The organism is Variovorax sp. OK212, assembly GCF_900112425.1.
Lineage (GTDB): Bacteria > Pseudomonadota > Gammaproteobacteria > Burkholderiales > Burkholderiaceae_C > Variovorax.
In genome coordinates, this window is sequence record NZ_FOLP01000032.1 from 40,586 (window position 1) to 61,405 (window position 20,820).

Sequence of the window (20,820 nt, forward strand, 5' to 3'; positions counted from 1 at the left end):
TCAGCTCACCGCTTCTTGCGTGGGCTGCACAGGGCTGTCGGCATACGCCTCGGGGTCGAGGCGGCGCATCTCGGCCTCGATCCAGGCTTCGACTTCGCGCATCAGTTCGTCGGGCTTGCGGCCCACGCTCGGGATCGCCGGGCCGATGGACACGTCCACCACGCCGGGGCGCTTGATGAAGGCCTTGCGGGGCCACACCTTGGCCGAGGTGACGGCAATGGGGATCACCGGCACGCCGGTCTCGCAGGCCAGGCGCGTGCCGCCGCTCTTGTAGGTGCCCTTCTGCCCGCGCGGAATGCGCGTGCCTTCGGGGAACATGATGATCCAGATGCCCTGCGCGAGCAGCTTGCGGCCCTGGTTCACCACCTTGTTGAAGGCCTGCGCGCGCTGGCTGCGGTCGATGTGGATCATGTCCAGCCGCGCCATCGCCCAGCCGAAGAACGGCACGTAGATCAGTTCCTTCTTGAACACGTAGGCCAGCGGGTGCGGCATGAGCGTGGGCATCAGGAAGGTCTCCAGCGTGGACTGGTGCTTCACCAGCAGCACGGCGCCGGCGAGCTGGTCGGTCGGCAGGTTCTCCATGCCGCTCACGCGGGTCTTGATGCCCAGCAGCACGCGCGCGCCGCCAATGGCCCAGCTGAGCCAGCGCTCGGCCATCCAGTACAGCGGAATGCCGCGCTTCCAGAGCGAGCTGACACACATGATGATGCCCCAGGGCACCACGGTGACGAGCATCCAGAGTGCATGGAGAACGGAACGGATAAACGCCATCAGACAGCTACCTGCAGTGCAGCCTGCGCTTCGCGCGCAAGCAAAAAGTCGACAAAGGCGGGGAGGTCGTCGTGGACCACCGTGTTCGCCGGGTATTCGGAAGGCAGCGGATCGACGCCGCGGCAGGCCGCGCCCATGCCCGTGAGCAACAGGTGCGGCTCGCAGCCGGCGGCCGCGCCGGCCTGCAGGTCGCGCAGGCTGTCGCCGCAGGTCGGGATGCCCTTCAGGTCGATGCCGTAGCGGTCACCGATCTGCAGGAACAGGCCCGGCTTGGGCTTGCGGCAATCGCAGTCCTCGTCGGGGCTGTGCGGGCAATAGAAGACAGCGTCGACCTTGCCGCCCACGGCCGCGAGCATCTTGTGCATCTTGGCGTGCATGGCGTTGAGCGAGGCCATGTCGAACAGCCCGCGGCCCAGGCCCGACTGGTTCGACGCGATCACCACGTGCCAGCCCGCATGGTTCAGGCGCGCCACGGCCTCCAGCGCACCGGGCAGCGGCGTCCACTCGATGTCGCTCTTCACGAAATCTTCGCGGTGCACGTTGATCGTGCCGTTGCGGTCGAGGATGACGAGTTTCATGGCAATGCCGCCCGTGGTGGAGTCTCGTGGAGTCGTCGGGAAGAGATCAGACAGCCAGCCGCTCAAGCTGCGCCACGCGGTTCATCGCGGCGTGCAGCGACATCAGCAGGCCCAGGCGGTTCAACCGCAGGTCGGCCTGGTCGGCATTGACCATCACGCCGTCGAAGAAGGCATCGACCGGCTCGCGCAGCGCGGCCAGCGTCTGCAGCGAGGCGGTGTAGTCGCCGGCTTCGAACTGCGCGTTGGCGGCGGGCACGACCTGCGCCATGGCGGCGTGCAGCGCCTTCTCGGCGGGCTCCTGCAGCAGCAGCTCGCTGACGTGCGCGTCGGCCTCGGGGGCCTTCTTCAGGATGTTGCCGATGCGCTTGTTCGCGGCGGCCAGCGCGGCGGCGGCAGGCAAGGCGGCAAAGGCGCGCACCGCGGCCAGCAGCTTGGGCACTTCGCCCAGGCGCTGCGGGCGCGGGGCCAGCACGGCGTCGACCTCTTGCGCGCTGGCGCCCTGCTCGCGCAGGCTGCCGGCCAGGCGGTCGAGAATGAAGTCCTGCAGCTCGACGGTGGCCTTGCCGCTGTCGAAACCGGCGATGCCGTCGAACTGCGCGGCGGCGTCCTGCAGCAGCGCGTCGAGCCCCAGTGCGAGGTCTTTCTCGATCAGCATGCGCAGCACGCCCAGCGCATGACGGCGCAGCGCGAACGGGTCGCGGTCGCCGGTGGGCAGGTTGCCGATGCCGAACATGCCGACCAGCGTCTCGAGCTTGTCGGCCAGCGCGACCACCAGGCCCACGTTGTTGCGCGGCAGTTCGTCGCCGGCGAAGCGCGGCTTGTAGTGGTCTTCGATGGCGTCGGCCACCGAGGCGTCCAGGCCGTCGTGCAGCGCGTAGTAGCGGCCCATGGTGCCCTGCAGCTCGGGGAACTCGCCGACCATGTCGGTCACGAGGTCGGCCTTGGCCAGTTGGGCGGCCTGCGTGGCGTGCGCGGCCAGCGTGGCGTCGCCGATCTTCTCGGCAATGCCGCGCGCGATGCGCATCACGCGCTCCACGCGCTCGCCCTGCGTTCCCAGCTTGTTGTGATAGACCACCTTGCCCAGCGACTCGACGCGCGAGGCCAGCGACTTCTTGCGGTCCTGATCGAAGAAGAACTTGGCGTCTGCAAGGCGCGGGCGCACCACGCGCTCGTTGCCGCCGGTGACGGCGCTCGCGTCGTCGGGGCTGATGTTGCTGACGACCAAAAACTTGTGGGTGAGCTTGTTCGACGCGTCGAGCAGCGGAAAGTACTTCTGGTTGGCCTTCATCGTGAGGATCAGGCATTCCTGCGGCACTTCGAGGAACTCGCGCTCGAAGCTGCAGACCAGCACGTTGGGGCGTTCGACCAGCGCGGTCACTTCGTCGAGCAGCGCGTCGTCGTTGATCGGCACGACGCCGCCGCCGACCTTCACCGCGGCCGCCGCGAGCTGGCGCGCGATCTCGGCGCGGCGGGCCTCGAAGCTGGCGATGACGGCGCCCTCTTCCTGCAGTTGCAGCGCATAGCTGCTGGCGTCGCGCAGCACCACGGGGTCGACAGCCGCCTCGAAGCGGTGGCCGTGCGTGTCGCGGCCGGCCTTCAGGCCCAGCGCCTCGATCGGCACCACGGTGTCGCCGTGCAGCGCCACCAGGCCGTGCGCGGGGCGCACGAAGCTCACGCTGGTCCAGCCGGGCAGCTCGCTGCCTTCCTCGAGCTGGTAGGTCATGACCTTGGGAATCGGCAGCTTGGCGATGGCTTCGGCCAGCGCCTTCTGCAGGCCTTCGGCCAGCGTGGCGCCCTTGGCGGTGCTTTCGTAGAACAGGGCCTCGGCCTTGCCGTCCATCGCGCGCTTGAGGCCGGGCACGGCCGAGGCGTCGGCGCCCAGCGCCCCCAGGCGCTTGAGCAGCGCGGGCGTGGGCTGGCCGGAGGCGTCGAGGCCGACGGCCACGGGCATGAGCTTTTGCGACACGGCCTTGTCGGCGGCGCGCTCGGCCACGTGCGTGAGGTGCGCGGCCAGGCGGCGCGGCGAGGCGTAGGCGGTCAGCACGGCGCCGGGCTCGGCGAGCCCCTGCGCCACGAGCTGGTCGCGCAGGCCGCCGGCAAAGGCGTCACCCAGCTTTTTCAGGGCCTTGGGCGGCAATTCCTCGACAAACAGTTCGACAAGAAGGCTGGCAGACGACATGGCTCAGAGGGCTTTTGAAAATGGGCCGCGGACGGCACCGGCCACGGGCGCGCAGCGAAGCGGCGCCGTGGAAGGGAAAGAAGAAAGAAGACAGATCGGATTCATGCGGCAACGGCGCCCTTGCGCAGCTCCAGGTTGCGACGCTCCACGCGGCGGCGCGCGACGAGCGCGAGCACCGCGGCCGCCAGCAGCGGCGCCCACACGGTGGCCATCTCGTTGAGCAGCACCTGCGCGCCGCGCGGCGAGAAGAAGCGCTTCAGCGCCACCGGCGACACCTCGATGGGCCGCCACGGGCTGAAATGGCGAACGTCGCTGAGCGGCCAGAAGAGGGCGATGCCGATGCCGCCGTTGGTCAGCATGTCCAGCAGCGGATGCGACACGGCGCACAGCGAGATCCACGCCCAGCCCACGGCCCGGCGCATGCCCCAGCGGGGCGCGAGCCACCAGCCCGCGAGGCCCAGCAGCAGCGCGAACAGCAGGGTGTGCGTGAAGCCGCGGTGCCCCGTCATGCCGCCGTAGGCAATGCCCAGCTTGAAGGCCAGGCCGTCGAAGTCGGGCGCAATGGACGCGAGCATGCCCGCCAGCAGCGCCGCCACCGGCACGCGCCGCGTGCCCAGCGCAATGGCTGCGCAGACGGGAACGGCGACGTGGGTGAAGACGGTGGGCATGCAGTGGCTCGGCGTTCGCTCAGGCGGCCTTCTTCGGCGGCATCTGCGCGACCCATTCGCGCGGCGCCATCGGGAAGCCCAGCCGCTCGCGGCTCTCGTAGTAGCTCTGCGCCACGCTGCGCGCGAGGTTGCGGATGCGCCCGATGTAGGCCGCGCGCTCGGTCACGCTGATCGCGCCGCGCGCGTCCAGCAGGTTGAAGCTGTGCGCGGCCTTCAGCACCTGCTCGTAGGCCGGCAGCGCGAGCTGCTCGGTCATGAGGTGCTTGGCCTGCTTTTCGTGCGCGTTGAAGGCGGTGAACAGGAACTCGGCGTCGCTGTGCTCGAAGTTGTAGGTCGACTGCTCGACCTCGTTCTGCTTGTAGACGTCGCCGTAGCTCAGGCCGTCGGTCCATGTCAGGTTGTAGACGTTGTCCACGCCCTGCAGGTACATGGCCAGGCGCTCCAGGCCGTAGGTGATCTCGCCGGTGATGGGCTTGCAGTCGATGCCGCCCACCTGCTGGAAGTAGGTGAACTGCGTCACTTCCATGCCGTTGAGCCACACCTCCCAGCCCAGGCCCCAGGCGCCGAGCGTGGGGTTCTCCCAGTCGTCCTCGACGAAGCGGATGTCGTTCTTCTTCAGGTCGAAGCCCAGGGCTTCGAGGCTGCCGAGGTAGAGCTCGAGGATGTTGCTGGGCGCCGGCTTCAGCACGACCTGGTACTGGTAGTAGTGCTGCAGGCGGTTGGGGTTCTCGCCGTAGCGGCCGTCCTTGGGGCGGCGGCTGGGCTGCACGTAGGCAGCCTTCCAGGGTTCGGGGCCGAGCGCGCGCAGGAAGGTGGCGGTGTGCGAGGTGCCCGCGCCCACTTCCATGTCGTACGGTTGCAGCAGCGCGCAGCCCTTGTCGGCCCAGTACGACTGCAGTTTGAGAATGATTTGCTGGAAGGTCAACATGAAGCTGGCCGGCGTGGCCGGACATTGGACGGTAGCGCGGCGAAGCACCGCGAAAGCGGGCGATTTTACGTTCGGAGGGCAACTCTCCCACAGCGGATCGGGAAGTCGCCTGCTGCCGGGGCCGGGCGAGGGGTGCGACAACACCCAACCCGCCGCGTGCGGCGGGGCCGCCGCTGCCGTTTTTGGCCCTCTTTTCCTGCACTTTCCCCGCCTTCAGACCCGCCCCAACGACATGCCCGTGCCCGAGACCGCACCCGACGCCCCCCTGTTCATCGTGCTCAACGCCAGCTCCGGCAGCGAGGACGCGGCCGAGGCCCGCCGGGTCATCGAGGAAGGCTGCGATGCGGCCGGCCGGCGCAACCGCATCTTCGTGGTCGACGGACCCGGCCGGGTGCAGGCGCTGGCGCGCGAGGCGGTGGAGCGGGCGCGGGCGGTGGGCGGCGTGGTGGTGGCCGCGGGCGGCGACGGCACCATCAACGCGGTGGCGCACGCCACGCTGGGCAGCGGCTGCGCCTTCGGCGTGCTGCCGCAGGGCACCTTCAACTACTTCAGCCGCACCCACGGCATTCCGCGCGACACGGCGCAGGCGCTGCACATCCTGCTGACCGAGCAGCCCCGCGCGGTGCAGGTCGGGCTGGTGAACGACCGGGTGTTCCTGGTCAATGCCAGCCTCGGCCTGTACGCCGAGCTGCTGGAAGAACGCGAGGCCTACAAGGCGCGCTACGGCCGCAACCGCTGGATCGCCTTCGGCGCCGGCTTGCTGACGGTGCTGCGCGGCCACCGGCAATGGAACCTGCGCATGGCCTGGCGCGGCGTGGAGCGCGACATCCGCACGCCGACGCTGTTCGTCGGCAACAACCCGTTGCAGCTGCACCAGGTCGGCATTCCGGAGGCCGACGTGCCCGAGCAGGGCCAGCTGGCCGCCATTGCGCTCAAGCCGGTGGGGCCGCTGGCCATGCCCGGCCTGCTGGTGCGCGGCGCGCTCGGCCGGCTCGGCGACGCCGACGAGGTGCTGAGCTTTCCGTTCGAGTCGCTCACGGTGAAGCCGCGGCGCCCGCTGGCCGCGCGCCGCATCAAGGTGGCGACCGACGGCGAGATCGGCTGGGTCGACACGCCGCTGCTGTTCCGCGTGTCGCCCGAGCCGCTGTGGCTGGTGCGCCCGGCCCGGACGGCGCCCGAGCTGGAGGCGGCGCGCGAATGAGCTGCCTGCTGCAGATTTCCGACCCCCACTTCGGCACCGAGCAGCCCGACGTGCTGCACGCGCTCGAGCGGCTCGCCGATGCGCTGGCGCCGGGCGTGGTGGTGCTGTCGGGCGACATCACGCAGCGCGCCACCGCCGCGCAGTTTGCGGCGGCACGGGCCTTTGCCGACCGGCTGGGGCGGCCGGTGGTGGCCGTGCCGGGCAACCACGACATTCCGCTGTTCCAGCTGGGGGCGCGCGTGTTCGCGCCCTACGGCCGCTACCGCCGGGCCTTCGGCGACGACCTGGAGCCGGTGTTCGAGTCGCCCGACTGGCAGGTGACCATGGTCAACACCACGCGCTGGTACCGGCACACCGACGGCGCGGTCTCGCCCGCGCAGGTCGAGCGCGTGGCGCGGCGGCTGGCGGCGGCCTCGCCGTCGCAGGTGCGCGTGGTGGTGACGCACCAGCCGGTGATGGTCACGCGCACGCAGGACATGGGCAACCGCCTGCACGGGCGCGAGCAGGCGGTGGCGCGCTGGTGCGCGGCCGGCGCCGACCTGATCCTGGGCGGGCACATCCACCTGCCCTATGTGCGGCCGCTGCACGACGCCTTTCCGGGGTGCGCGCGCACGGCCTGGGCGGTGCAGGCCGGCACCGCGGTGTCGTCGCGGGTGCGCGCGGGCCATCCGAATTCGGTGAACGTGGTGCGCGCGGGCATGGCCGACGATGTTGCCGAAGGCATGGCTGGCGGCCCTCGCGCATGCCGCGTCGAACGCTGGGACTACGTGGCGCGCGACAAGGCCTTCGGCTGCGCCGAAGTATTCGGTCTTTCCCTTGCCAGTGAGGCGGCGCGGCCTTAGGGTGCGCCGCTATGTTGACGCAAGCCCCTCTTGTTCTCGCTGCACAGCAGCTCGGCGTGCACGCGCTGCCCTGGTTCCTTTGCCTTCTCGCGATGTCGGTGCTCGGTGCCGGCCTGGCCTGCCACCTGCTGCAGAAACGCCACTTCAATGCGCTGGACACCGACGAGCCCAGCGAGCCGCGCATCGCGCTCGGGCTCGCGTCGGGCTTCGTGCTGATTCTTCTGGCCTCGAGCCTGTTCGCGTGGATCGCGTCGAACATCTCCGACGGCCGCGTGCTCGGCCAGGCTGACCACGCGCTGACCGACGCCATTGCCACGCACCTGCCGCGCACCGCGCTGGTGGTGTTCAGCTGGGTCACGCACCTGGGCGACGCGGCCTTCCTCGGGCCGGTGTGCCTGCTGGTGGCCGCCGCGCTCTGGTGGCATTCGCACCGCGGCCTGGCGCTGGGCTGGGTGCTGGCCCTGGGCGGCATCGTGGTGCTGAACCCGGCGCTCAAGCAGATCTTCGCGCGGGCCCGACCGCTGCACGACCACGGCCTGGCGCTGGAGACGAGCTACAGCTTTCCCAGCGGCCACAGCGCGGGCGCGATCGTGAGCTACGGAATGCTGCTGTACCTGCTGCTGCGCACGCTGCCGCCGCGCTGGCACGTGCCGGGCGCGATGGCCGCGGCGGGCGCCATCGTCACCATCGCGTGCAGCCGCATCTTTCTGCAGGTGCACTTTGCGAGCGACGTGGCGGCCGGCCTGCTGACCGGCCTGGCCTGGCTGCTCGTGTGCGTGAGCAGCCTGGAGTACGCGCGCCACCGGCAGCAGCGGCGCGCCCTGGCCTGAACCCCGGCCCGGACGCTCCGCCGGGCGAAAAACCGAGGCTTCGCCAGGAACACCGCGGAACCGGCTTTGCCGGGCCGCAGGTGTTGCCCCCGGAAGGGGGAAGGAGGCTACGCGAAGCGAGCAAGCCTGGGGGAGATCAATATTCCCAGAAGATGCGCTGCAGTTCCTTGGTGTCGCTGGTCTTGGTGAGTGCCACCATCGCCAGGATGCGCGCCTTCTGCGGGCGCAGGTCGTGCGCCACCACCCAGTCGTACTTGTCGTCGGGCTGCTCGGCGTTGCGGATCACGAAGCCGTCGGGCACGCGTGCGCTGCGGATCACGATCACGCCGTCGGCGCGCGCCTTCTGCAGGTTCGGCACGATGCGGTCGGCCACCGAGCCGTTGCCGGTGCCGCCGTGGATCAGCGCCTTGGCGCCGCTCTTGGCAATGGCGTCGATGGCCACCGAGGACACGCCTTCGTAGCCCATCGCAATCTCCACCGGCGGCAGCGCGCTGATGGTGTCGATGTCGAACTCCGAGTTCATGGTGTGGCGCTTCACCGGCGCGCGGAACCAGTAGTTGCGCCCCTCCACCACCATGCCCAGCGGACCCCACTGGCTGGAGAAGGCGTTGGTCTTGATGTTGACGTTCTTGCTCACGTCGCGGCCGCTGTCGATGTTGTCGTTCATCGTCACCAGCACGCCCTTGCCCATGGCGTCCTTGCTGCCCGCCACGTTCACCGCGTCGTACAGGTTCAGCGCGCCGTCGGCCGACAGCGCGGTGCCCGGGCGCATCGAGCCGACCACCACGATCGGCTTGGCGGTGTGCACGGTCAGCGTCAGGAAGTAGGCGGTTTCTTCCAGCGTGTCGGTGCCGTGCGTGATCACGATGCCGTCGACGTCGGGCTGCTTCGACAGTGCCGAGACGCGCTTGGCCAGCGTCATGAGGTTGTCGTTGGTGAGGCTTTCCGATGCGACCTGGAACACCTGCTCGCCGCGCACGTTGGCCACCTTAGCCAGCTCCGGCAGGCCGGCGATGAGCTTCTCCACGCCCACCTTCGCCGCGGCGTAGGTGGCGCTGTTGACGGCCGAGGCGCCCGCGCCCGCGATGGTGCCGCCTGTGGCGAGGATCACCACGTTGGGCAGCGCCTGCTGCGCCTGCGCGAGCGCGCTGGCCGCCAGCAGTGCGGTGCCGGCCGCGAGGGCCCTGAAACGGGGAGAAAGGTACATGGAGAGCTCCTTTGTTGAAGTGGATTCTTTCGAGGCGGCGAGGAAGATACATGAACCATGCCCGCATGCTCCGTGCCTCCATGCCGGCATGGCATGCGCCCATGCACGAAGGATTACCATCGACCGCGCGGCCGCTTCAGGGGCCGCGCACACCGCCGCCGCCGCCTGCCATGAACGCCGATTCCGCCACCCCCTTCGCCTCGACCGCCCAGGAAATGCCCGCCCCCGACGGCCCGCTGTCGCGCGCACGGCCCGGGCGCGAACGCATCATGGCGGCGATCCGCACCGCGGCGGTCACCGAGTTCAGCCTGCACGGCCTGAAGGGCACCTCGACCCAGGCAATTGCCGCGCGCGCCGGCCTCACCAAGCCCCAGCTGCACTACTACATCGTCGGCAAGGAAGAGCTCTACGAAGAGCTGCTGATGCAGGTGCTGCATGCGTGGAAGGTGGTGTTCTCGTTCGAGGACGCGAGCGACCCGGCCACGGTGCTGGGCGACTACATCCGCAAGAAGCTAGACCACGCGATCGACAGCCCGGAGATGTCGCGCATCTTCACGCGAGAGATCCTCGACGGCGGGCGCAACCTCGACCGCTACTGGCCCAACGCACGCGCGTGGACGCAGAAGAAGGTGGACATCATCAACGGCTGGATCGCGCGCGGGCAGATGCGCCCGCTCGATGCGCGCATCCTGCTGATGCACGTCTGGGCCATGACCCAGAGCTATGCCGACTACGCCATCCAGACGCGCGTGATGCTCGGCCTGCCGCCCGACGCGCCGATCGACCGAGAGCCGATCGCGCGCGAGCTCGTGGCCTTCGTGCTGAACGGCTGCGGCATCAAGGCCTGAAGCTCCGCTCCTGCGTGGCCCGCATGGCTTACAGGCCGTGCACGACCCAGGTGTCGCCGGGCGCCGTCGGCACGCGCACCGTGTTCTCGCCGATGCGCTCGAAGCGGTACTCGTGCCCGCCGATGACGATCGACGGCATGTTGGTCCACACGCGGTACTCGTAGCCGTCGGCCACCGGCGTGACCTCGAGCACGCGGAACACCGGCGGCACGACCACGGTGATCTGCAGCCGGGCCGAGGCGCTGGCGCTGCCATAGGCCGATTCCGCCAGGCACAGCGCCGGCGCGAGCAACAGCGCCGCTGCCGCGCCGCGCGCGCGGCGGCCCGATCGAAGCCAACGTTCCCTCATACACCCCATCCGAAAAAGCAAAGGTTCGGGCGCTGCAATGGCGCCCGGCTTCCGGATATCGGCAGCCTGGGGAAGAACTGAAGGGCCGGGGCGCTCGCCTCGGTCGCCGCCGATCGCCCCAAACCGGTGCACGTGCACTGGCACGTCGCTTGCATAACCTGACCACTTGCTCTGATTAAGCGGTCAAACACACCATGCGCGTGCTCGTCGTCTACTGCCACCCGGTCGAAACCAGCTTCCATGCCGCCCTGCACCAGGAGGTACTGAAGAACCTGCGCGCCGCCGGGCACGAGGTGGACGACTGCGACCTGTACGCCGAGGGCTTCAACCCGGTGCTGTCGCGCGAGGAGCGCCTGGGCTACCACGACGTGCCGGCCAACCGGCTGCCGCTGGCGCCCTATGTGGAGCGGCTGCAGTGGGCCGAGGGCATCGTGTTCTGCTTTCCGACCTGGTGCTTCGGCCTGCCGGCGATGCTCAAGGGCTACTTCGACCGGCTCTTCATGCCGGGCGTGGCCTTCGACATCAGCGACCCGGCCAACGTGAAGCCGATGCTCACGCACATCAAGCGCATCAGCGCCGTGGTCACCTACGGCCGGCCGCGCTGGGTGGCCATGTACATGGGCGACCCGCCGCGCAAGATCGTCACGCGCTACATGAAGCGGCTCACCGGCCAGGGCGCCCGCGTGGACTACCACGCCCACTACCACATGAACGTGGCGACCGAGCCCCAGCTCAAGCGCTTCATGGCAAAGGTCGGCCACGCGATGGCGCGCTTCGCATGAACGCGCCCGCCCTTCTGGACAACGTGCGGCTGCCGCGCTGGCTGCTGCCGACCGACTGGCCGCAGCGCGACGGCGTGCCCGTGCTGGCACGCCTCGGCATCGAAGCCGGCCGCGTGCGATCGGTGCTGCCCGCAACCGGCGATGCGCCCTCCGCCACGGCCTGGGACCTTGCCGGCACGCTGGCCCTGCCCGGCTTCGTCGACGCCCACACGCACCTGGACAAGGCCTTCACGCTGCCGCGCATGAAACAGGTGCAGCCCGGCCTGCTCGGCGCCATCGACGCGATGCTGGCCGACCGCGTGCACTGGACGCCCGCCGACGTGCGCGAGCGCGCCGCGCGCGGCCTGCAGTGGGCCTGGGAATGCGGCACCACGCACCTGCGCACGCACGTCGACTGGTGGGAGCCCGAGTCGCTGCCGATGGCCTGGCCCGTGATGGCCGAGCTGGCGCAGGAATGGGCCGGCAAGGTGCGCCTGGAGCAGGTGAGTCTCATCAAGCTGCCGTTGTTCGAAGACGCGGCGCAGGCCCTGCGCCTCGCAAAGCAGGTGAAGGCCACCGGCCCGCACGCGCTGCTCGGCGGCTTCGTGCACTCCACCAACTGGAGCGAGAACGCGCTGCGCAACCTGCTGGTGTCGGCGCAGGCCTGCGACCTCGACATCGACCTGCACGTCGACGAAGAACTCAATGCCGCGGCGGTCGGCCTGCAGACCACCGCGCGCATCCTGCGCGAGATCGGCTACCAAGGCCGCGTGACCTGCGGCCACATCTGCGCGCTCGCGGCCCAGCCCGAGGCGCAGGCCTTCGCCACGCTCGACGCGGTGGCGCGCGCCCCCATCACCGTGGTGTCGCTGCCCGCCACCAACCTGCTGCTGCAGGACGCCGTGACCGGCCGCACACCACGGCTGCGCGGCATCACGCTGGTGAAGGAAGCGCGGGAGCGCGGCATTCCGCTGCTGTTCGCCAGCGACAACGTGCAGGACCCGTTCTGCCGGCTCGGCAGCTTCGACCCGGTCGAGGCGCTGGGCACGGCCGCGCTGGTGGCGCAGCTCGACGAGCCCTTCGACACCTGGTCGCAGGCGCTGTGCCGCGGCGACTGGCTGCGCCGCGGCACAGCGCCCGCGCACCCCACGCTGGTCGGCGAGCGCGCCGACCTGGTGCTCTTCACCGACGCCGACCGCCACGGCTGGCCTTCGCGCACCGCCCACCGCGTGGTGCTGCGCGACGGCCGCGTGACGCGCGGCGACGCCACGCCCTTCCTCCCCCGATAACGAACCGCAAGGACCGCCATGCTCCACGGCTACATTCCGCCCCACCGCTTCCTGCCCTACCTGAGCTGGACCGAGATCGCCGCGCTGCCCGACCGCGAGAACACGGTCATCGTGCTGCCCTGCGGTGCCATCGAGCAGCACGGCCCGCACCTGCCGTGCTCGGTCGACAGCGTGATCTGCTCGGGCGTGATGGGCAAGGCGCTGGAGAAGCTGCCGGCCGACGTGCGCGCCTTCGCGCTGCCGACCATCACCTACGGCAAGTCGGAAGAGCACCTGCACTTTCCGGGCACCATGACGCTCACCGGCACCACGCTGCTGTCGACGGTGATCGAGATCGGCGAGTCGGTCTATCGCTCGGGCTTTCGCAAGCTGCTGTTCGCCAACGGCCACGGCGGCCAGCCGCAGGTGCTGGAGATGGCCGCGCGCGAACTGCGCCTGCGCCATGGCGACTTCGTGATCGTGCCGCACGGCGTGTCGCGCCTGCCGAGCGCGGCCAGCAAGCAGGTCAGCGAGCAGGAGAAGAAGCTCGCGATGCACGCCGGCCACTCCGAGACCGCGCTGATGCTCGCGCTGGCGCCCGAGACGGTGCACATGGAGCGCGCGGTGGCCAACTTTCCACCGCCCTTCCCCATCAAGCTGCTGTCGGCCGACGGCCGCCCGGCCTGCGCGTGGACCGCGCGCGACTTCGGCCCGAGCGGCGTCATCGGCGACCCGACCACGGCCACGCGCGAACAGGGCGAGGCCATCCTCGACACGCTCTCCGACAGCTGGGTGCAGGCGCTGACCGAGCTGCACGCACTGCAGTGGGTGGTGCGCGACGAGCCCACCTGGGAGCGCGGCCACCAGACCGGGTTCATCCAGCAGAGCTTCACGCCCGCCTGAGGCTGTTGAAGGCCGCTTGAGTCCAGGCGCGGCCCGCTATTTGCATCGCACCGATCACCGTTTCTTCATTTCAATTCGCCCCTTCGAGAGGTCTACTCCATGCGCTCCTTCGCACTGTCCCTGGCCGGCGCCGCCGCCATCGCCTTCCTCGCCGCGCCCGCGCAGGCCGAGGACAAGTTCACCTACATGACCAACTGGTACGCGCAGGCCGAGCACGGCGGCTTCTACCAGGCGGTGGCACAGGGCATCTACAAGAAGTACGGCCTGGACGTGACCATCAAGATGGGTGGCCCGCAGGTCAACATCACGCAGATGATGGCCGCCGGCCAGGCCGACTGCATCATGGGTTCGAGCGACATCCAGATGATGCAGGTGCGCGAAGGCGGCGTGCCGGTGGTGAACGTGGCGGCCTTCTTCCAGAAGGACCCGCAGGTGCTCATCGCCCATGAGGACGTGAAGAAGTTCGAGGACCTCAAGGGCAAGACGCTGCTCATCGGCGCGCAGGCACAACGCGGCTACTGGCCGTGGCTGAAGGCCAAGTTCGGTTTCACCGACGAGCAGACGCGCCCCTACACCTTCAACATCCAGCCCTTCGTGGCCGACAAGAACGCCGCGCAGCAAGGCTACCTGACCTCCGAGCCCTACGCCATCCAGAAGGCCGGCGTGAAGAGCACGGTGCTGATGTTCAGCGACCACGGCTTTCCCGCGTACGCCACCACGGTGTCGTGCATGGAGAAGACGCTGAAGGACCGCAACAAGCAGGTCGCCGCCTTCGTGAAGGCCTCGGCCGAAGGCTGGAAGAGCTACCTGGCCGATCCGGCGCCCGCCAACGCGCTGATCAAGAAGGACAACCCCAACATGACCGACGACCAGCTGGCCTACAGCGTGGCCAAGCTGAAAGAGATGGGCATGATCACCGGCGGCGACGCGGCCAAGCTCGGCATCGGCGTGATGACCGATGCGCGCGCCAAGGCGAGCTACGACTTCCTGGTGAGCGCCAAGCTGCTCGACCCGGCCAAGGTCGACCTCGCCAAGACCTACACGACCGAGTTCGTCAAGGACGCCAAGGTCCTGCCCTGAGGTCTGCCCCGACGTTTGGGCATTGCCCTGAAACCAGGCGGCCGCGCCACGCGGCCGTTCTCGAAAGGCTCCACGCATGAATCGCATCGAACCCCACACCCTGGCGCCTCCGCCTGAACTCACACCCGCCGTGCCTGCCGTCGAGGTGCTGTCGGCCGAGAAGACCTACCCCAACGGCACGCAGGCGCTGCTGCCGGTGGACCTGTCGATCGCCGAAGGCGAATTCGTCACGCTGCTCGGCCCCTCGGGCTGCGGCAAGAGCACGCTGCTGAAGATGGTGGCGGGCATGCTCGAACCCAGCGACGGCCGCCTGCTGGTGTGGCGCAAGCCGGTGAGCCAGCTGCACGACAGCGCACGCAAGATGTCCTTCGTGTTCCAGTCGCCCACGCTCATGCCGTGGGCCAGCGTGCAGACCAACGTGCGCCTGCCGCTGGACCTGGCCGGCGTGCCGCGCAAGGAAGCCGATGCGCGGGTGATGGAATCGCTCGCGCTGGTGGGGCTGGAGAAGTTCGCCAACGCGCTGCCGCGCGCGCTCTCGGGCGGCATGCAGATGCGTGTGTCGATTGCGCGCGGCCTCGTCACGCAGCCCGACCTGCTGCTGATGGACGAGCCCTTCGGCGCGCTCGACGAAATCACGCGCCACAAGCTCGACGCCGACCTGCTCGAGCTGTGGCGCAAGAAGAAGCTCACGGTGATCTTCGTGACGCACTCCATTCACGAGGCGGTGTTCCTGTCGACCCGCGTGGTGATGATGGCCGCGCGGCCCGGCCGCGTGGTGGAGCAGTTCCACATCGACGAACCCTACCCGCGCAGCGCCGACTTCATGGTGACGCCGGCGTTCGCACGCCAGGCCAAGCAACTGCAGGACAGCCTGCTGCGCGCCAGCAGCCACGATGAGGAGGCCGCACGATGACCGCCGCCGCAAGAAAGCAACGCGTTCCCCTGCTGAGCCAGCCGCGCGTGCAGCGCGTGCTCTACCCGATGATGATCGGCGTGGTGCTGGTCGCGCTGTGGCAATGGATGGTGGTGGCGATGGAGCTGCCGGCCTACCTGGTGCCCTCGCCCTACCTGATGATGCAGACGCTGGTGACCGACTGGGCGCCGCTGGGCAGCGCGCTGCTGGTCACGCTGAAGATCACGGTGCTGTCGTTCCTGCTGGCCACGGTGGCGGGCGTGCTCATCTCGTTCCTGTTCGTGCAGAGCAAGCGCATCGAGACCGCGCTCTTTCCGTACGCGGTGCTGCTGCAGGTGACGCCCATCGTGGCGGTGGCGCCGCTGATCATCATCTGGGTGAAGAACCCGGTGGCCGCCATGACGGTGTGCGCGGCACTGGTGGCGCTGTTTCCCATCATCAGCAACACCACGCTGGGCCTGCGCAGCATCGACCCCGACCTGCAGAGCTACTTCAAGCTGAACCGCGCCACGCGCTGGCAACAGCTGGTGCGCCTGCGCATTCCGAGCGCGTTGCCCTACTTCTTCGGCGGGCTGCGCATCTCCAGCGGCCTGGCGCTGATCGGCGCGGTGGTGGCGGAGTTTGTCGCCGGCACGGGCGGCTCGGGCGCGGGGCTGGCGTATCAGATTTTGCAGGCGGGCTTCCAGCTGAACATTCCGCGCATGTTCGCGGCCCTGCTGCTGATTTCCCTTACCGGTGTCGCGCTCTTCGTGCTGATGGCCTGGCTCACCAAGCTGGCGCTGGGCTCGTGGCACGCGAGCGAACTTTCCCAGGATTGAACTAGACCATGAACGCTCCCGTTTCCGTGATCGAGCAGCTGCTGCTCGAACTCCCCGACCTCGACTGGATCACCGACGAAGGCCGCGTCACGCGGCTCTCGCAGGACTTCTCGTGGTTCAGCCCGGTGCTCACGCGCCAGCTGAAAGACAAGCGCGCCGACGTGGTCGTGCGCCCGCGCACCGAGGAAGAAATCCGCGCGGTGGTGGGCGCCTGCGCGCGCCGCGGCGTGCCCATCACCATCCGCGGCAGCGGCACCGGCAACTACGGCCAGACCACGCCGCTGGCCGGCGGCGTGGTGCTCGACATGACGGGCTACAACGCCTGCCTGTGGGTGCAGCCCGGCGTGGCGCGCGCGCAGGCCGGCATCCGCCTGGGCGAGCTCGAGAAGCAGACCAAGCCCACCGGGCAGGAAATGCGCTGCGTGCCCTCGACCTACCGCAGCGCGACGCTGGGCGGCCTGTTCGGCGGCGGCTTCGGCGGCGTGGGCTCGATCAACTACGGGCCGCTGAGCGCGCCGGGCAACGTGATCGGCATTCGCGCGATGACCATCGAGGCCGAGCCGCAGATGGTCGAGCTGCGCGGGCCCGACGCCATGCGCATGCACCACCTGTGGGGCACCAACGGGCTGGTGCTGGAGCTGGAGATTGCGCTGGCACCGGCGCACCCGTGGCTCGAGACGCTGGTGACTTTCGACAACTTCGAGAATGCGCTGAACTTCGCCGACAAGCTCGCCAACGGGCCGGGCATCGTGAAGCGCGGCGTCTCTTTCTTCGCGGCGCCGATTTCCGATCACCTGGCGCAACTGTCGGCGAGCCTGCCCAAGGGCTGCCACACGGTGCTGTCGCTGGTGGCCGAATCTAGCGAGCCGGCCATGATGCTGCTGGTGGAAGCGCACGGCGGTACCGTGGGCTACCGCAAGACCGCCGCCGAGGTGCAGAAGAGCAACCGCACGCTGATGGAGTTCACCTGGAACCACACCACGCTGCACGCGCTGAAGATCGACCCGAACCTGACCTATTTGCAGAGCGGCTTCATTCCCGGCAAGCACGTCGAGCAGATCGTCGAGATGGAAAAGCTGCTGGGCGGCGAGGTGATGATGCACACCGAGTTCATCCGCAACGTGGCGGGGCTCATGACCTGCAGCGGCCTGCAGCTGGTGCGCTTCAGCACCGAGGAGCGGCTGAACGAGATCATCGACATCCACCGTGCGCACCACGTGCACATCAACAACCCGCACGTGAACATCGTGGAAGACGGCAAGGCCGGCGGGCCGCTGCCGCCGGAGGTCATCGCGGTGAAGAAGCGCTTCGATCCGATGGGTTTGTTGAACCCCGGCAAGCTGCGCGACTGGCCGGTGAAAGCGCCCCCCCCGGCCTGAGCAGCCTGAGCTTCAGCCCTGGCGGCGGCGCAGCACGAAGGCCGCGGCCACGATGACCATCGCCCCGATCCACAGCGGCCACAGCCCGAAGGGCGCCACCCAGCGCGCATAGGGCGTGAGGCCGCGGCGGCCTTCCACGCTGGCTTCGAGCACGCCGCGCGTGAGGCGCGGCAGCTCGTGCGTGACGCGGCCCGTGGCGTCGATGACGACCGTGGCGCCGGTGTTGGTGGCACGCACCATCGGCCGTGCGAACTCGAGCGCGCGCATGCGCGAGATGGACAGGTGCTCGTCGATGGCCACCGAATCGCCGAACCACGCGATGTTGCTCACGTTGAGCAGGATGGTGGGGGCGGTGGCCTCGTCCTTGAAGTTGGCGCCGATCTCGTCGCCGAACAAGTCCTCGTAGCAGATGTTCGGCGCGATGCGCTGGCCCTGCCAGAGGAACGGCGCCTGCGCGAGGCCGCCGCGCTCGAAGTCGCCGAGCGGGATGTTCATCATCTGGATGAACCAGCGAAAGCCCGTGGGAATGAACTCGCCGAAGGGCACGAGGTGGTGCTTGCTGTAGCTGTAGGCGCGTGCGGCGCCGGGCTGGAAGCCGAGCACCGAGTTGCTGTACGTGCCGCGGCCGCCGAGCCCGGTCATGGGCAGGCCGACGATGGCGGCCTGCGTGCCCTGGCTGTAGCGCGCCTGGATGGCTTCGAGGTAGCCGGCCGGCAGTTGCTGCGGCAGCAGCGGCAAGGCGGTTTCGGGCGTCACCACGAGCGAGGCCTTGGTGTCGCGCAACTGCTCGCCGTACCAGCGCAGCGCGGTCTCGATGCCGCCGCCCGGAATGAATTTTTCGTCCTGCGGGATGTTGCCCTGCAGCAGCGCGAACTGCAGCTGGCCGGTGGCGCCCTTGTCGCCCTGCACCTCGCTGTGCAGCGGCGAGGCGAATTGCGGCGCGACGAACACGAGGGCGAGCAGGGCCACGCCCAGCGCGGTCTCGGCCGCGCGCAACGGCCGGCGCAGCGCGACCAGTGCCACGGCCAGCGCGGCCGCCGCGCCGATGCCGTACACGCCCACCCAGGGCGCGAGCGCGGCCAGCGGCCCTTCGACGTGCGCGTAGCCGCCGGCGCCCCACGGAAAGCCCGTGAACCAGCTGCCGCGCACGAGCTCTGCGAGCGTCCAGAGCGCCGCGAAGACGACGGCGCCCGTCACCCGTCCCTTGGGCCCGCGCACCACGAACCAGGCGGCCGCCACGGCGTAGTAGAGGCCCAGCGCCGCGGCCAGTGCCAAGACGGCGATGGCCGCCAGCGGCGCCGGCAGGCCGCCGTAGGTGTGCATCGAGATGAAGAGCCACCAGAAGCTGCCAGTGAGCCAGGCGGTCGAGAAGAGCCAGCCGTGCAGGCCGGCGCGGCGCCAGCCCGCGCCCTGCGCGCGCAGGCCGTCGAGCAGCCAGACGAGGGCGCCGAGCGACAGCAGTTGCAGCCACCACAGCGGCTTGCCGCCCGCGGGCGATGCCATCGACAGCGCCTGCGCGAGCCCCGCGGCAGCGAAGCCGAGCAGGCGGAACAGGTTGGCGGAGGTAGAAGCTGGCGCGCCGCGCATCAGTCGGCCGCGTCGCCGCCGCGGGCCGGAGACACCTTGAACCAGCGCACCGCGCCGCCCTTGGTGTGCAGCACCACGAAGTCGAAGCCGCCGATGGCGTGGTGCTCGCCGCGCTTGGGCACGTGGCCCATCTCGTGCGCGACCAGCCCGCCGATGGTGTCGAAGTCTTCGCTGAGCTGTTCTTCGTCGAACACGATGCCGAAGGCCTCGGCCACGCGCTCGATGGGCGTGTCGCCCGACACCCGGTAGGTGTGGTCGGCCAGGCCGAAGATGTCGCCCTCGTCCTCTGCGATGTCGAACTCGTCCTCGATCTCGCCGACGATCTGCTCGAGCACGTCCTCGATGGTGATGAGGCCGGCCACGCGGCCGAACTCGTCGATGACGATGGCCAGGTGGTTGCGGTTGCCGCGGAACTCGCGCAGCAGGTCGTTCAGCCCCTTGCTCTCGGGCACGAACGTGGCCGGGCGCAGCAGCGCGCGGATGTTCAGGCCCGGCGCGCGCTGCAGCTTGAGCAGGTCCTTCGCGAGCAGGATGCCGATGATGTTTTCTTTTTCGCCCTCGTACACCGGAAAGCGCGAGTGCGCGGTGTCGATCACGAGGTGCAGCAACGCGTCGTAGGGCGCGTCGATGTTCACCGTGTCCATGCGCGGCGCGGCGACCATGACGTCGCCGGCGGTCATGTCGGCCATGCGCAGAACGCCTTCGAGCATCACGCGCGACTCGGCGCCGATCACCTCGTTGTCCTCGGCGTCCGCCAGGGTTTCGATCAGCTCGTCGCGCGAGTCTGGTCCGGGGTGGATGAATTCGGCAAGCTTCTGGAGGAAGCCGCGCTTGTCTTCCCGTTCGACGGGAGCGCGTTCAGGGTGAGGTTCGGCCACTGCGGGAGGGCTTAGTTGAAGAGACGCAAGGATACCGGATTGCACATGACAGGCTCTATCGCACGGGCGTCACAGGCCGTGCGGCGCCTTTGCCGGGGCTCAGGAACCGGATTTGCGCCGGGCGTCGCGCATGCCGCTGCGCACTTCCTGCAGGCTGGCCAGGAAGGACCAGAACTGCTTGGCGCGGCTCTTGAGGGCAAAGTCGACCGCGGCGTAGTGCTCCAGGGCGATTTCGCTCATGCGGCTGTCGAAGGTGGCGCTGGGCAGCTGCAGGTGGGCTTCGGCCTCGGCGCCGCTGCGCACCACGGTGGCGCCGGCGTTGCGCGCGATCTTCAGCATGGCGGCGTTTTCGCTCAGCGCATGGATGAAGAGCATGCCCACGCCTTCGTTGCGGGCCACGACCACGGCGCGCTCGAACAGGCGGGCGCCGTAGCCCCGGCCGCGGGCGTGCGCCGAGACCGACACGCCGAATTCGGCGCAGTCGCTGTGCTGGTCGCCGGGCGCGAAGGCCAGGTGGGCCATGGCGATCAGGTCGAGGCGGCGGTTGTAGATGCCGAAGAGCTCGTCGCGCTCGAAGTCGAGGCTGTCGACGTAGCGCTGCACCTGTTCGTCGGCCGCCGCGTAGCCGAAACGCAGGTAGCGGTCGTGCGGGGTCAGGTCGAGCAGGTGGCGCGCGATGCGCTCGCGCTCGCGAGGGCCGATCGAGCGGATCGGCACCATGACGGGTTGAGGCGCGCTGGTGGCGCGTGGTTGCGCCTCAACCATCGGCGCTTTCAGGAAAGAGCCAAGGCCGAGAGACGCTTTGAGGAGGGTCTTGGCTGTCAGCATGCCT

The 20,820-nt window shown here is 69.3% G+C and carries 21 protein-coding genes; 11 read left to right on the forward strand and 10 right to left on the reverse strand.

The window, feature by feature from the left end; translation table 11 throughout:
• The 5 genes from BM004_RS38265 to glyQ form a co-directional block, all read right to left on the reverse strand.
• Positions 1-771: a lysophospholipid acyltransferase family protein gene (locus BM004_RS38265; RefSeq protein WP_093130568.1), complete on the reverse strand. Its 771-nt coding sequence runs from the start codon at positions 769-771 to the stop codon at positions 1-3.
• A complete protein-coding gene (gmhB, locus tag BM004_RS38270) occupies positions 771-1,349 on the reverse strand; it encodes a D-glycero-beta-D-manno-heptose 1,7-bisphosphate 7-phosphatase (RefSeq protein WP_093130569.1) in 579 nt (192 codons plus the stop codon). Before gmhB ends, BM004_RS38265 begins: the two co-directional genes overlap by 1 nt.
• A gap of 46 nt (positions 1,350-1,395) precedes the next feature.
• Positions 1,396-3,528, reverse strand: coding sequence for a glycine--tRNA ligase subunit beta (glyS, locus tag BM004_RS38275; RefSeq protein ID WP_093221802.1), 2,133 nt, complete (start codon positions 3,526-3,528; stop codon positions 1,396-1,398).
• 101 nt (positions 3,529-3,629) lie between these two features.
• Complete coding sequence (locus tag BM004_RS38280; RefSeq protein ID WP_093221805.1) at positions 3,630-4,196, reverse strand: metal-dependent hydrolase; 567 nt, start codon at positions 4,194-4,196, stop codon at positions 3,630-3,632.
• A gap of 19 nt (positions 4,197-4,215) precedes the next feature.
• Positions 4,216-5,124: a glycine--tRNA ligase subunit alpha gene (gene glyQ / locus BM004_RS38285; RefSeq protein ID WP_093130572.1), complete on the reverse strand. Its 909-nt coding sequence runs from the start codon at positions 5,122-5,124 to the stop codon at positions 4,216-4,218.
• A 232-nt stretch (positions 5,125-5,356) separates the two neighbouring features.
• Between glyQ and BM004_RS38290 the strand changes: the two genes are divergently transcribed.
• From BM004_RS38290 to BM004_RS38300, 3 genes are read left to right on the forward strand one after another with little or no spacing between them, the layout of a single operon-like run.
• Positions 5,357-6,325, forward strand: coding sequence for a diacylglycerol/lipid kinase family protein (locus BM004_RS38290; RefSeq protein ID WP_093221808.1), 969 nt, complete (start codon positions 5,357-5,359; stop codon positions 6,323-6,325).
• Positions 6,322-7,167: a metallophosphoesterase family protein gene (locus tag BM004_RS38295; protein ID WP_093221810.1), complete on the forward strand. Its 846-nt coding sequence runs from the start codon at positions 6,322-6,324 to the stop codon at positions 7,165-7,167. Before BM004_RS38290 ends, BM004_RS38295 begins: the two co-directional genes overlap by 4 nt.
• Positions 7,168-7,178: 11 nt before the next feature.
• On the forward strand, positions 7,179-7,997 hold the full coding sequence (locus BM004_RS38300) for a phosphatase PAP2 family protein (RefSeq protein ID WP_093221812.1): 819 nt from the start codon (positions 7,179-7,181) through the stop codon (positions 7,995-7,997).
• 136 nt (positions 7,998-8,133) lie between these two features.
• Here the strand turns inward: BM004_RS38300 and BM004_RS38305 are convergent, their stop codons facing one another.
• The gene (locus BM004_RS38305) at positions 8,134-9,204 is read right to left on the reverse strand and encodes an asparaginase (RefSeq protein WP_093130576.1); all 1,071 of its coding nucleotides are present in this window, start codon (positions 9,202-9,204) and stop codon (positions 8,134-8,136) included.
• A 170-nt stretch (positions 9,205-9,374) separates the two neighbouring features.
• Between BM004_RS38305 and BM004_RS38310 the strand changes: the two genes are divergently transcribed.
• Positions 9,375-10,052 carry a TetR family transcriptional regulator C-terminal domain-containing protein gene (locus tag BM004_RS38310; RefSeq protein ID WP_177206764.1) on the forward strand — a complete coding sequence of 226 codons (678 nt, stop codon included), beginning with the start codon at positions 9,375-9,377 and terminating at the stop codon, positions 10,050-10,052.
• A gap of 28 nt (positions 10,053-10,080) precedes the next feature.
• Here BM004_RS38310 and BM004_RS38315 read toward each other — a convergent pair whose 3' ends face one another.
• Complete coding sequence (locus BM004_RS38315) at positions 10,081-10,401, reverse strand: hypothetical protein (protein WP_093221814.1); 321 nt, start codon at positions 10,399-10,401, stop codon at positions 10,081-10,083.
• Positions 10,402-10,595: 194 nt separating this feature from the next.
• On the opposite strand from BM004_RS38315, the gene BM004_RS38320 reads away from it, so the two are divergent.
• The 7 genes from BM004_RS38320 to BM004_RS38350 all read left to right on the forward strand — a co-directional run bounded on the left by BM004_RS38320 (position 10,596) and on the right by BM004_RS38350 (position 17,523).
• Positions 10,596-11,183, forward strand: a complete 588-nt coding sequence (locus BM004_RS38320) for an NAD(P)H-dependent oxidoreductase (protein WP_093221817.1) — start codon at positions 10,596-10,598, stop codon at positions 11,181-11,183.
• Positions 11,180-12,451, forward strand: a complete 1,272-nt coding sequence (locus tag BM004_RS38325; protein ID WP_093221819.1) for an amidohydrolase family protein — start codon at positions 11,180-11,182, stop codon at positions 12,449-12,451. Before BM004_RS38320 ends, BM004_RS38325 begins: the two co-directional genes overlap by 4 nt.
• 18 nt (positions 12,452-12,469) lie before the next feature.
• Complete coding sequence (locus BM004_RS38330) at positions 12,470-13,333, forward strand: creatininase family protein (RefSeq protein ID WP_093130581.1); 864 nt, start codon at positions 12,470-12,472, stop codon at positions 13,331-13,333.
• Between the two features lie 99 nt (positions 13,334-13,432).
• Positions 13,433-14,413: an ABC transporter substrate-binding protein gene (locus BM004_RS38335; RefSeq protein ID WP_093221821.1), complete on the forward strand. Its 981-nt coding sequence runs from the start codon at positions 13,433-13,435 to the stop codon at positions 14,411-14,413.
• A 76-nt stretch (positions 14,414-14,489) separates the two neighbouring features.
• Positions 14,490-15,326 carry an ABC transporter ATP-binding protein gene (locus BM004_RS38340; RefSeq protein ID WP_093130583.1) on the forward strand — a complete coding sequence of 279 codons (837 nt, stop codon included), beginning with the start codon at positions 14,490-14,492 and terminating at the stop codon, positions 15,324-15,326.
• Positions 15,323-16,144 carry an ABC transporter permease gene (locus BM004_RS38345; protein WP_093221824.1) on the forward strand — a complete coding sequence of 274 codons (822 nt, stop codon included), beginning with the start codon at positions 15,323-15,325 and terminating at the stop codon, positions 16,142-16,144. The genes BM004_RS38340 and BM004_RS38345 overlap by 4 nt, the downstream gene beginning before the upstream one ends.
• A gap of 8 nt (positions 16,145-16,152) precedes the next feature.
• Positions 16,153-17,523: an FAD-binding oxidoreductase gene (locus BM004_RS38350; RefSeq protein ID WP_093221826.1), complete on the forward strand. Its 1,371-nt coding sequence runs from the start codon at positions 16,153-16,155 to the stop codon at positions 17,521-17,523.
• Positions 17,524-17,535: 12 nt separating this feature from the next.
• Here the strand turns inward: BM004_RS38350 and lnt are convergent, their stop codons facing one another.
• The 3 genes from lnt to BM004_RS38365 form a co-directional block, all read right to left on the reverse strand.
• Positions 17,536-19,110, reverse strand: coding sequence for an apolipoprotein N-acyltransferase (gene lnt, locus BM004_RS38355; protein ID WP_093221828.1), 1,575 nt, complete (start codon positions 19,108-19,110; stop codon positions 17,536-17,538).
• Positions 19,110-19,988 (reverse strand): HlyC/CorC family transporter, encoded by an 879-nt coding sequence (locus BM004_RS38360; RefSeq protein ID WP_093130587.1) that lies wholly within the window; start codon positions 19,986-19,988, stop codon positions 19,110-19,112. The genes lnt and BM004_RS38360 overlap by 1 nt, the downstream gene beginning before the upstream one ends.
• Positions 19,989-20,087: 99 nt before the next feature.
• Positions 20,088-20,816: a GNAT family N-acetyltransferase gene (locus tag BM004_RS38365; protein WP_093130588.1), complete on the reverse strand. Its 729-nt coding sequence runs from the start codon at positions 20,814-20,816 to the stop codon at positions 20,088-20,090.
• Positions 20,817-20,820: the final 4 nt, after the last annotated feature.

What these genes read in the sequence shown, in the direction of transcription:
- BM004_RS38265 (WP_093130568.1), bottom strand. Translation starts at nt 771, where the DNA reads ATGGCGTTTATCCGTTCCGTTCTCCATGCACTCTGGATGCTCGTCACC.
- gmhB (WP_093130569.1), bottom strand. Translation starts at nt 1,349, where the DNA reads ATGAAACTCGTCATCCTCGACCGCAACGGCACGATCAACGTGCACCGC.
- glyS (WP_093221802.1), bottom strand. Translation starts at nt 3,528, where the DNA reads ATGTCGTCTGCCAGCCTTCTTGTCGAACTGTTTGTCGAGGAATTGCCG.
- BM004_RS38280 (WP_093221805.1), bottom strand. Translation starts at nt 4,196, where the DNA reads ATGCCCACCGTCTTCACCCACGTCGCCGTTCCCGTCTGCGCAGCCATT.
- glyQ (WP_093130572.1), bottom strand. Translation starts at nt 5,124, where the DNA reads ATGTTGACCTTCCAGCAAATCATTCTCAAACTGCAGTCGTACTGGGCC.
- BM004_RS38290 (WP_093221808.1), top strand. Translation starts at nt 5,357, where the DNA reads ATGCCCGTGCCCGAGACCGCACCCGACGCCCCCCTGTTCATCGTGCTC.
- BM004_RS38295 (WP_093221810.1), top strand. Translation starts at nt 6,322, where the DNA reads ATGAGCTGCCTGCTGCAGATTTCCGACCCCCACTTCGGCACCGAGCAG.
- BM004_RS38300 (WP_093221812.1), top strand. Translation starts at nt 7,179, where the DNA reads ATGTTGACGCAAGCCCCTCTTGTTCTCGCTGCACAGCAGCTCGGCGTG.
- BM004_RS38305 (WP_093130576.1), bottom strand. Translation starts at nt 9,204, where the DNA reads ATGTACCTTTCTCCCCGTTTCAGGGCCCTCGCGGCCGGCACCGCACTG.
- BM004_RS38310 (WP_177206764.1), top strand. Translation starts at nt 9,375, where the DNA reads ATGAACGCCGATTCCGCCACCCCCTTCGCCTCGACCGCCCAGGAAATG.
- BM004_RS38315 (WP_093221814.1), bottom strand. Translation starts at nt 10,401, where the DNA reads ATGAGGGAACGTTGGCTTCGATCGGGCCGCCGCGCGCGCGGCGCGGCA.
- BM004_RS38320 (WP_093221817.1), top strand. Translation starts at nt 10,596, where the DNA reads ATGCGCGTGCTCGTCGTCTACTGCCACCCGGTCGAAACCAGCTTCCAT.
- BM004_RS38325 (WP_093221819.1), top strand. Translation starts at nt 11,180, where the DNA reads ATGAACGCGCCCGCCCTTCTGGACAACGTGCGGCTGCCGCGCTGGCTG.
- BM004_RS38330 (WP_093130581.1), top strand. Translation starts at nt 12,470, where the DNA reads ATGCTCCACGGCTACATTCCGCCCCACCGCTTCCTGCCCTACCTGAGC.
- BM004_RS38335 (WP_093221821.1), top strand. Translation starts at nt 13,433, where the DNA reads ATGCGCTCCTTCGCACTGTCCCTGGCCGGCGCCGCCGCCATCGCCTTC.
- BM004_RS38340 (WP_093130583.1), top strand. Translation starts at nt 14,490, where the DNA reads ATGAATCGCATCGAACCCCACACCCTGGCGCCTCCGCCTGAACTCACA.
- BM004_RS38345 (WP_093221824.1), top strand. Translation starts at nt 15,323, where the DNA reads ATGACCGCCGCCGCAAGAAAGCAACGCGTTCCCCTGCTGAGCCAGCCG.
- BM004_RS38350 (WP_093221826.1), top strand. Translation starts at nt 16,153, where the DNA reads ATGAACGCTCCCGTTTCCGTGATCGAGCAGCTGCTGCTCGAACTCCCC.
- lnt (WP_093221828.1), bottom strand. Translation starts at nt 19,110, where the DNA reads ATGCGCGGCGCGCCAGCTTCTACCTCCGCCAACCTGTTCCGCCTGCTC.
- BM004_RS38365 (WP_093130588.1), bottom strand. Translation starts at nt 20,816, where the DNA reads ATGCTGACAGCCAAGACCCTCCTCAAAGCGTCTCTCGGCCTTGGCTCT.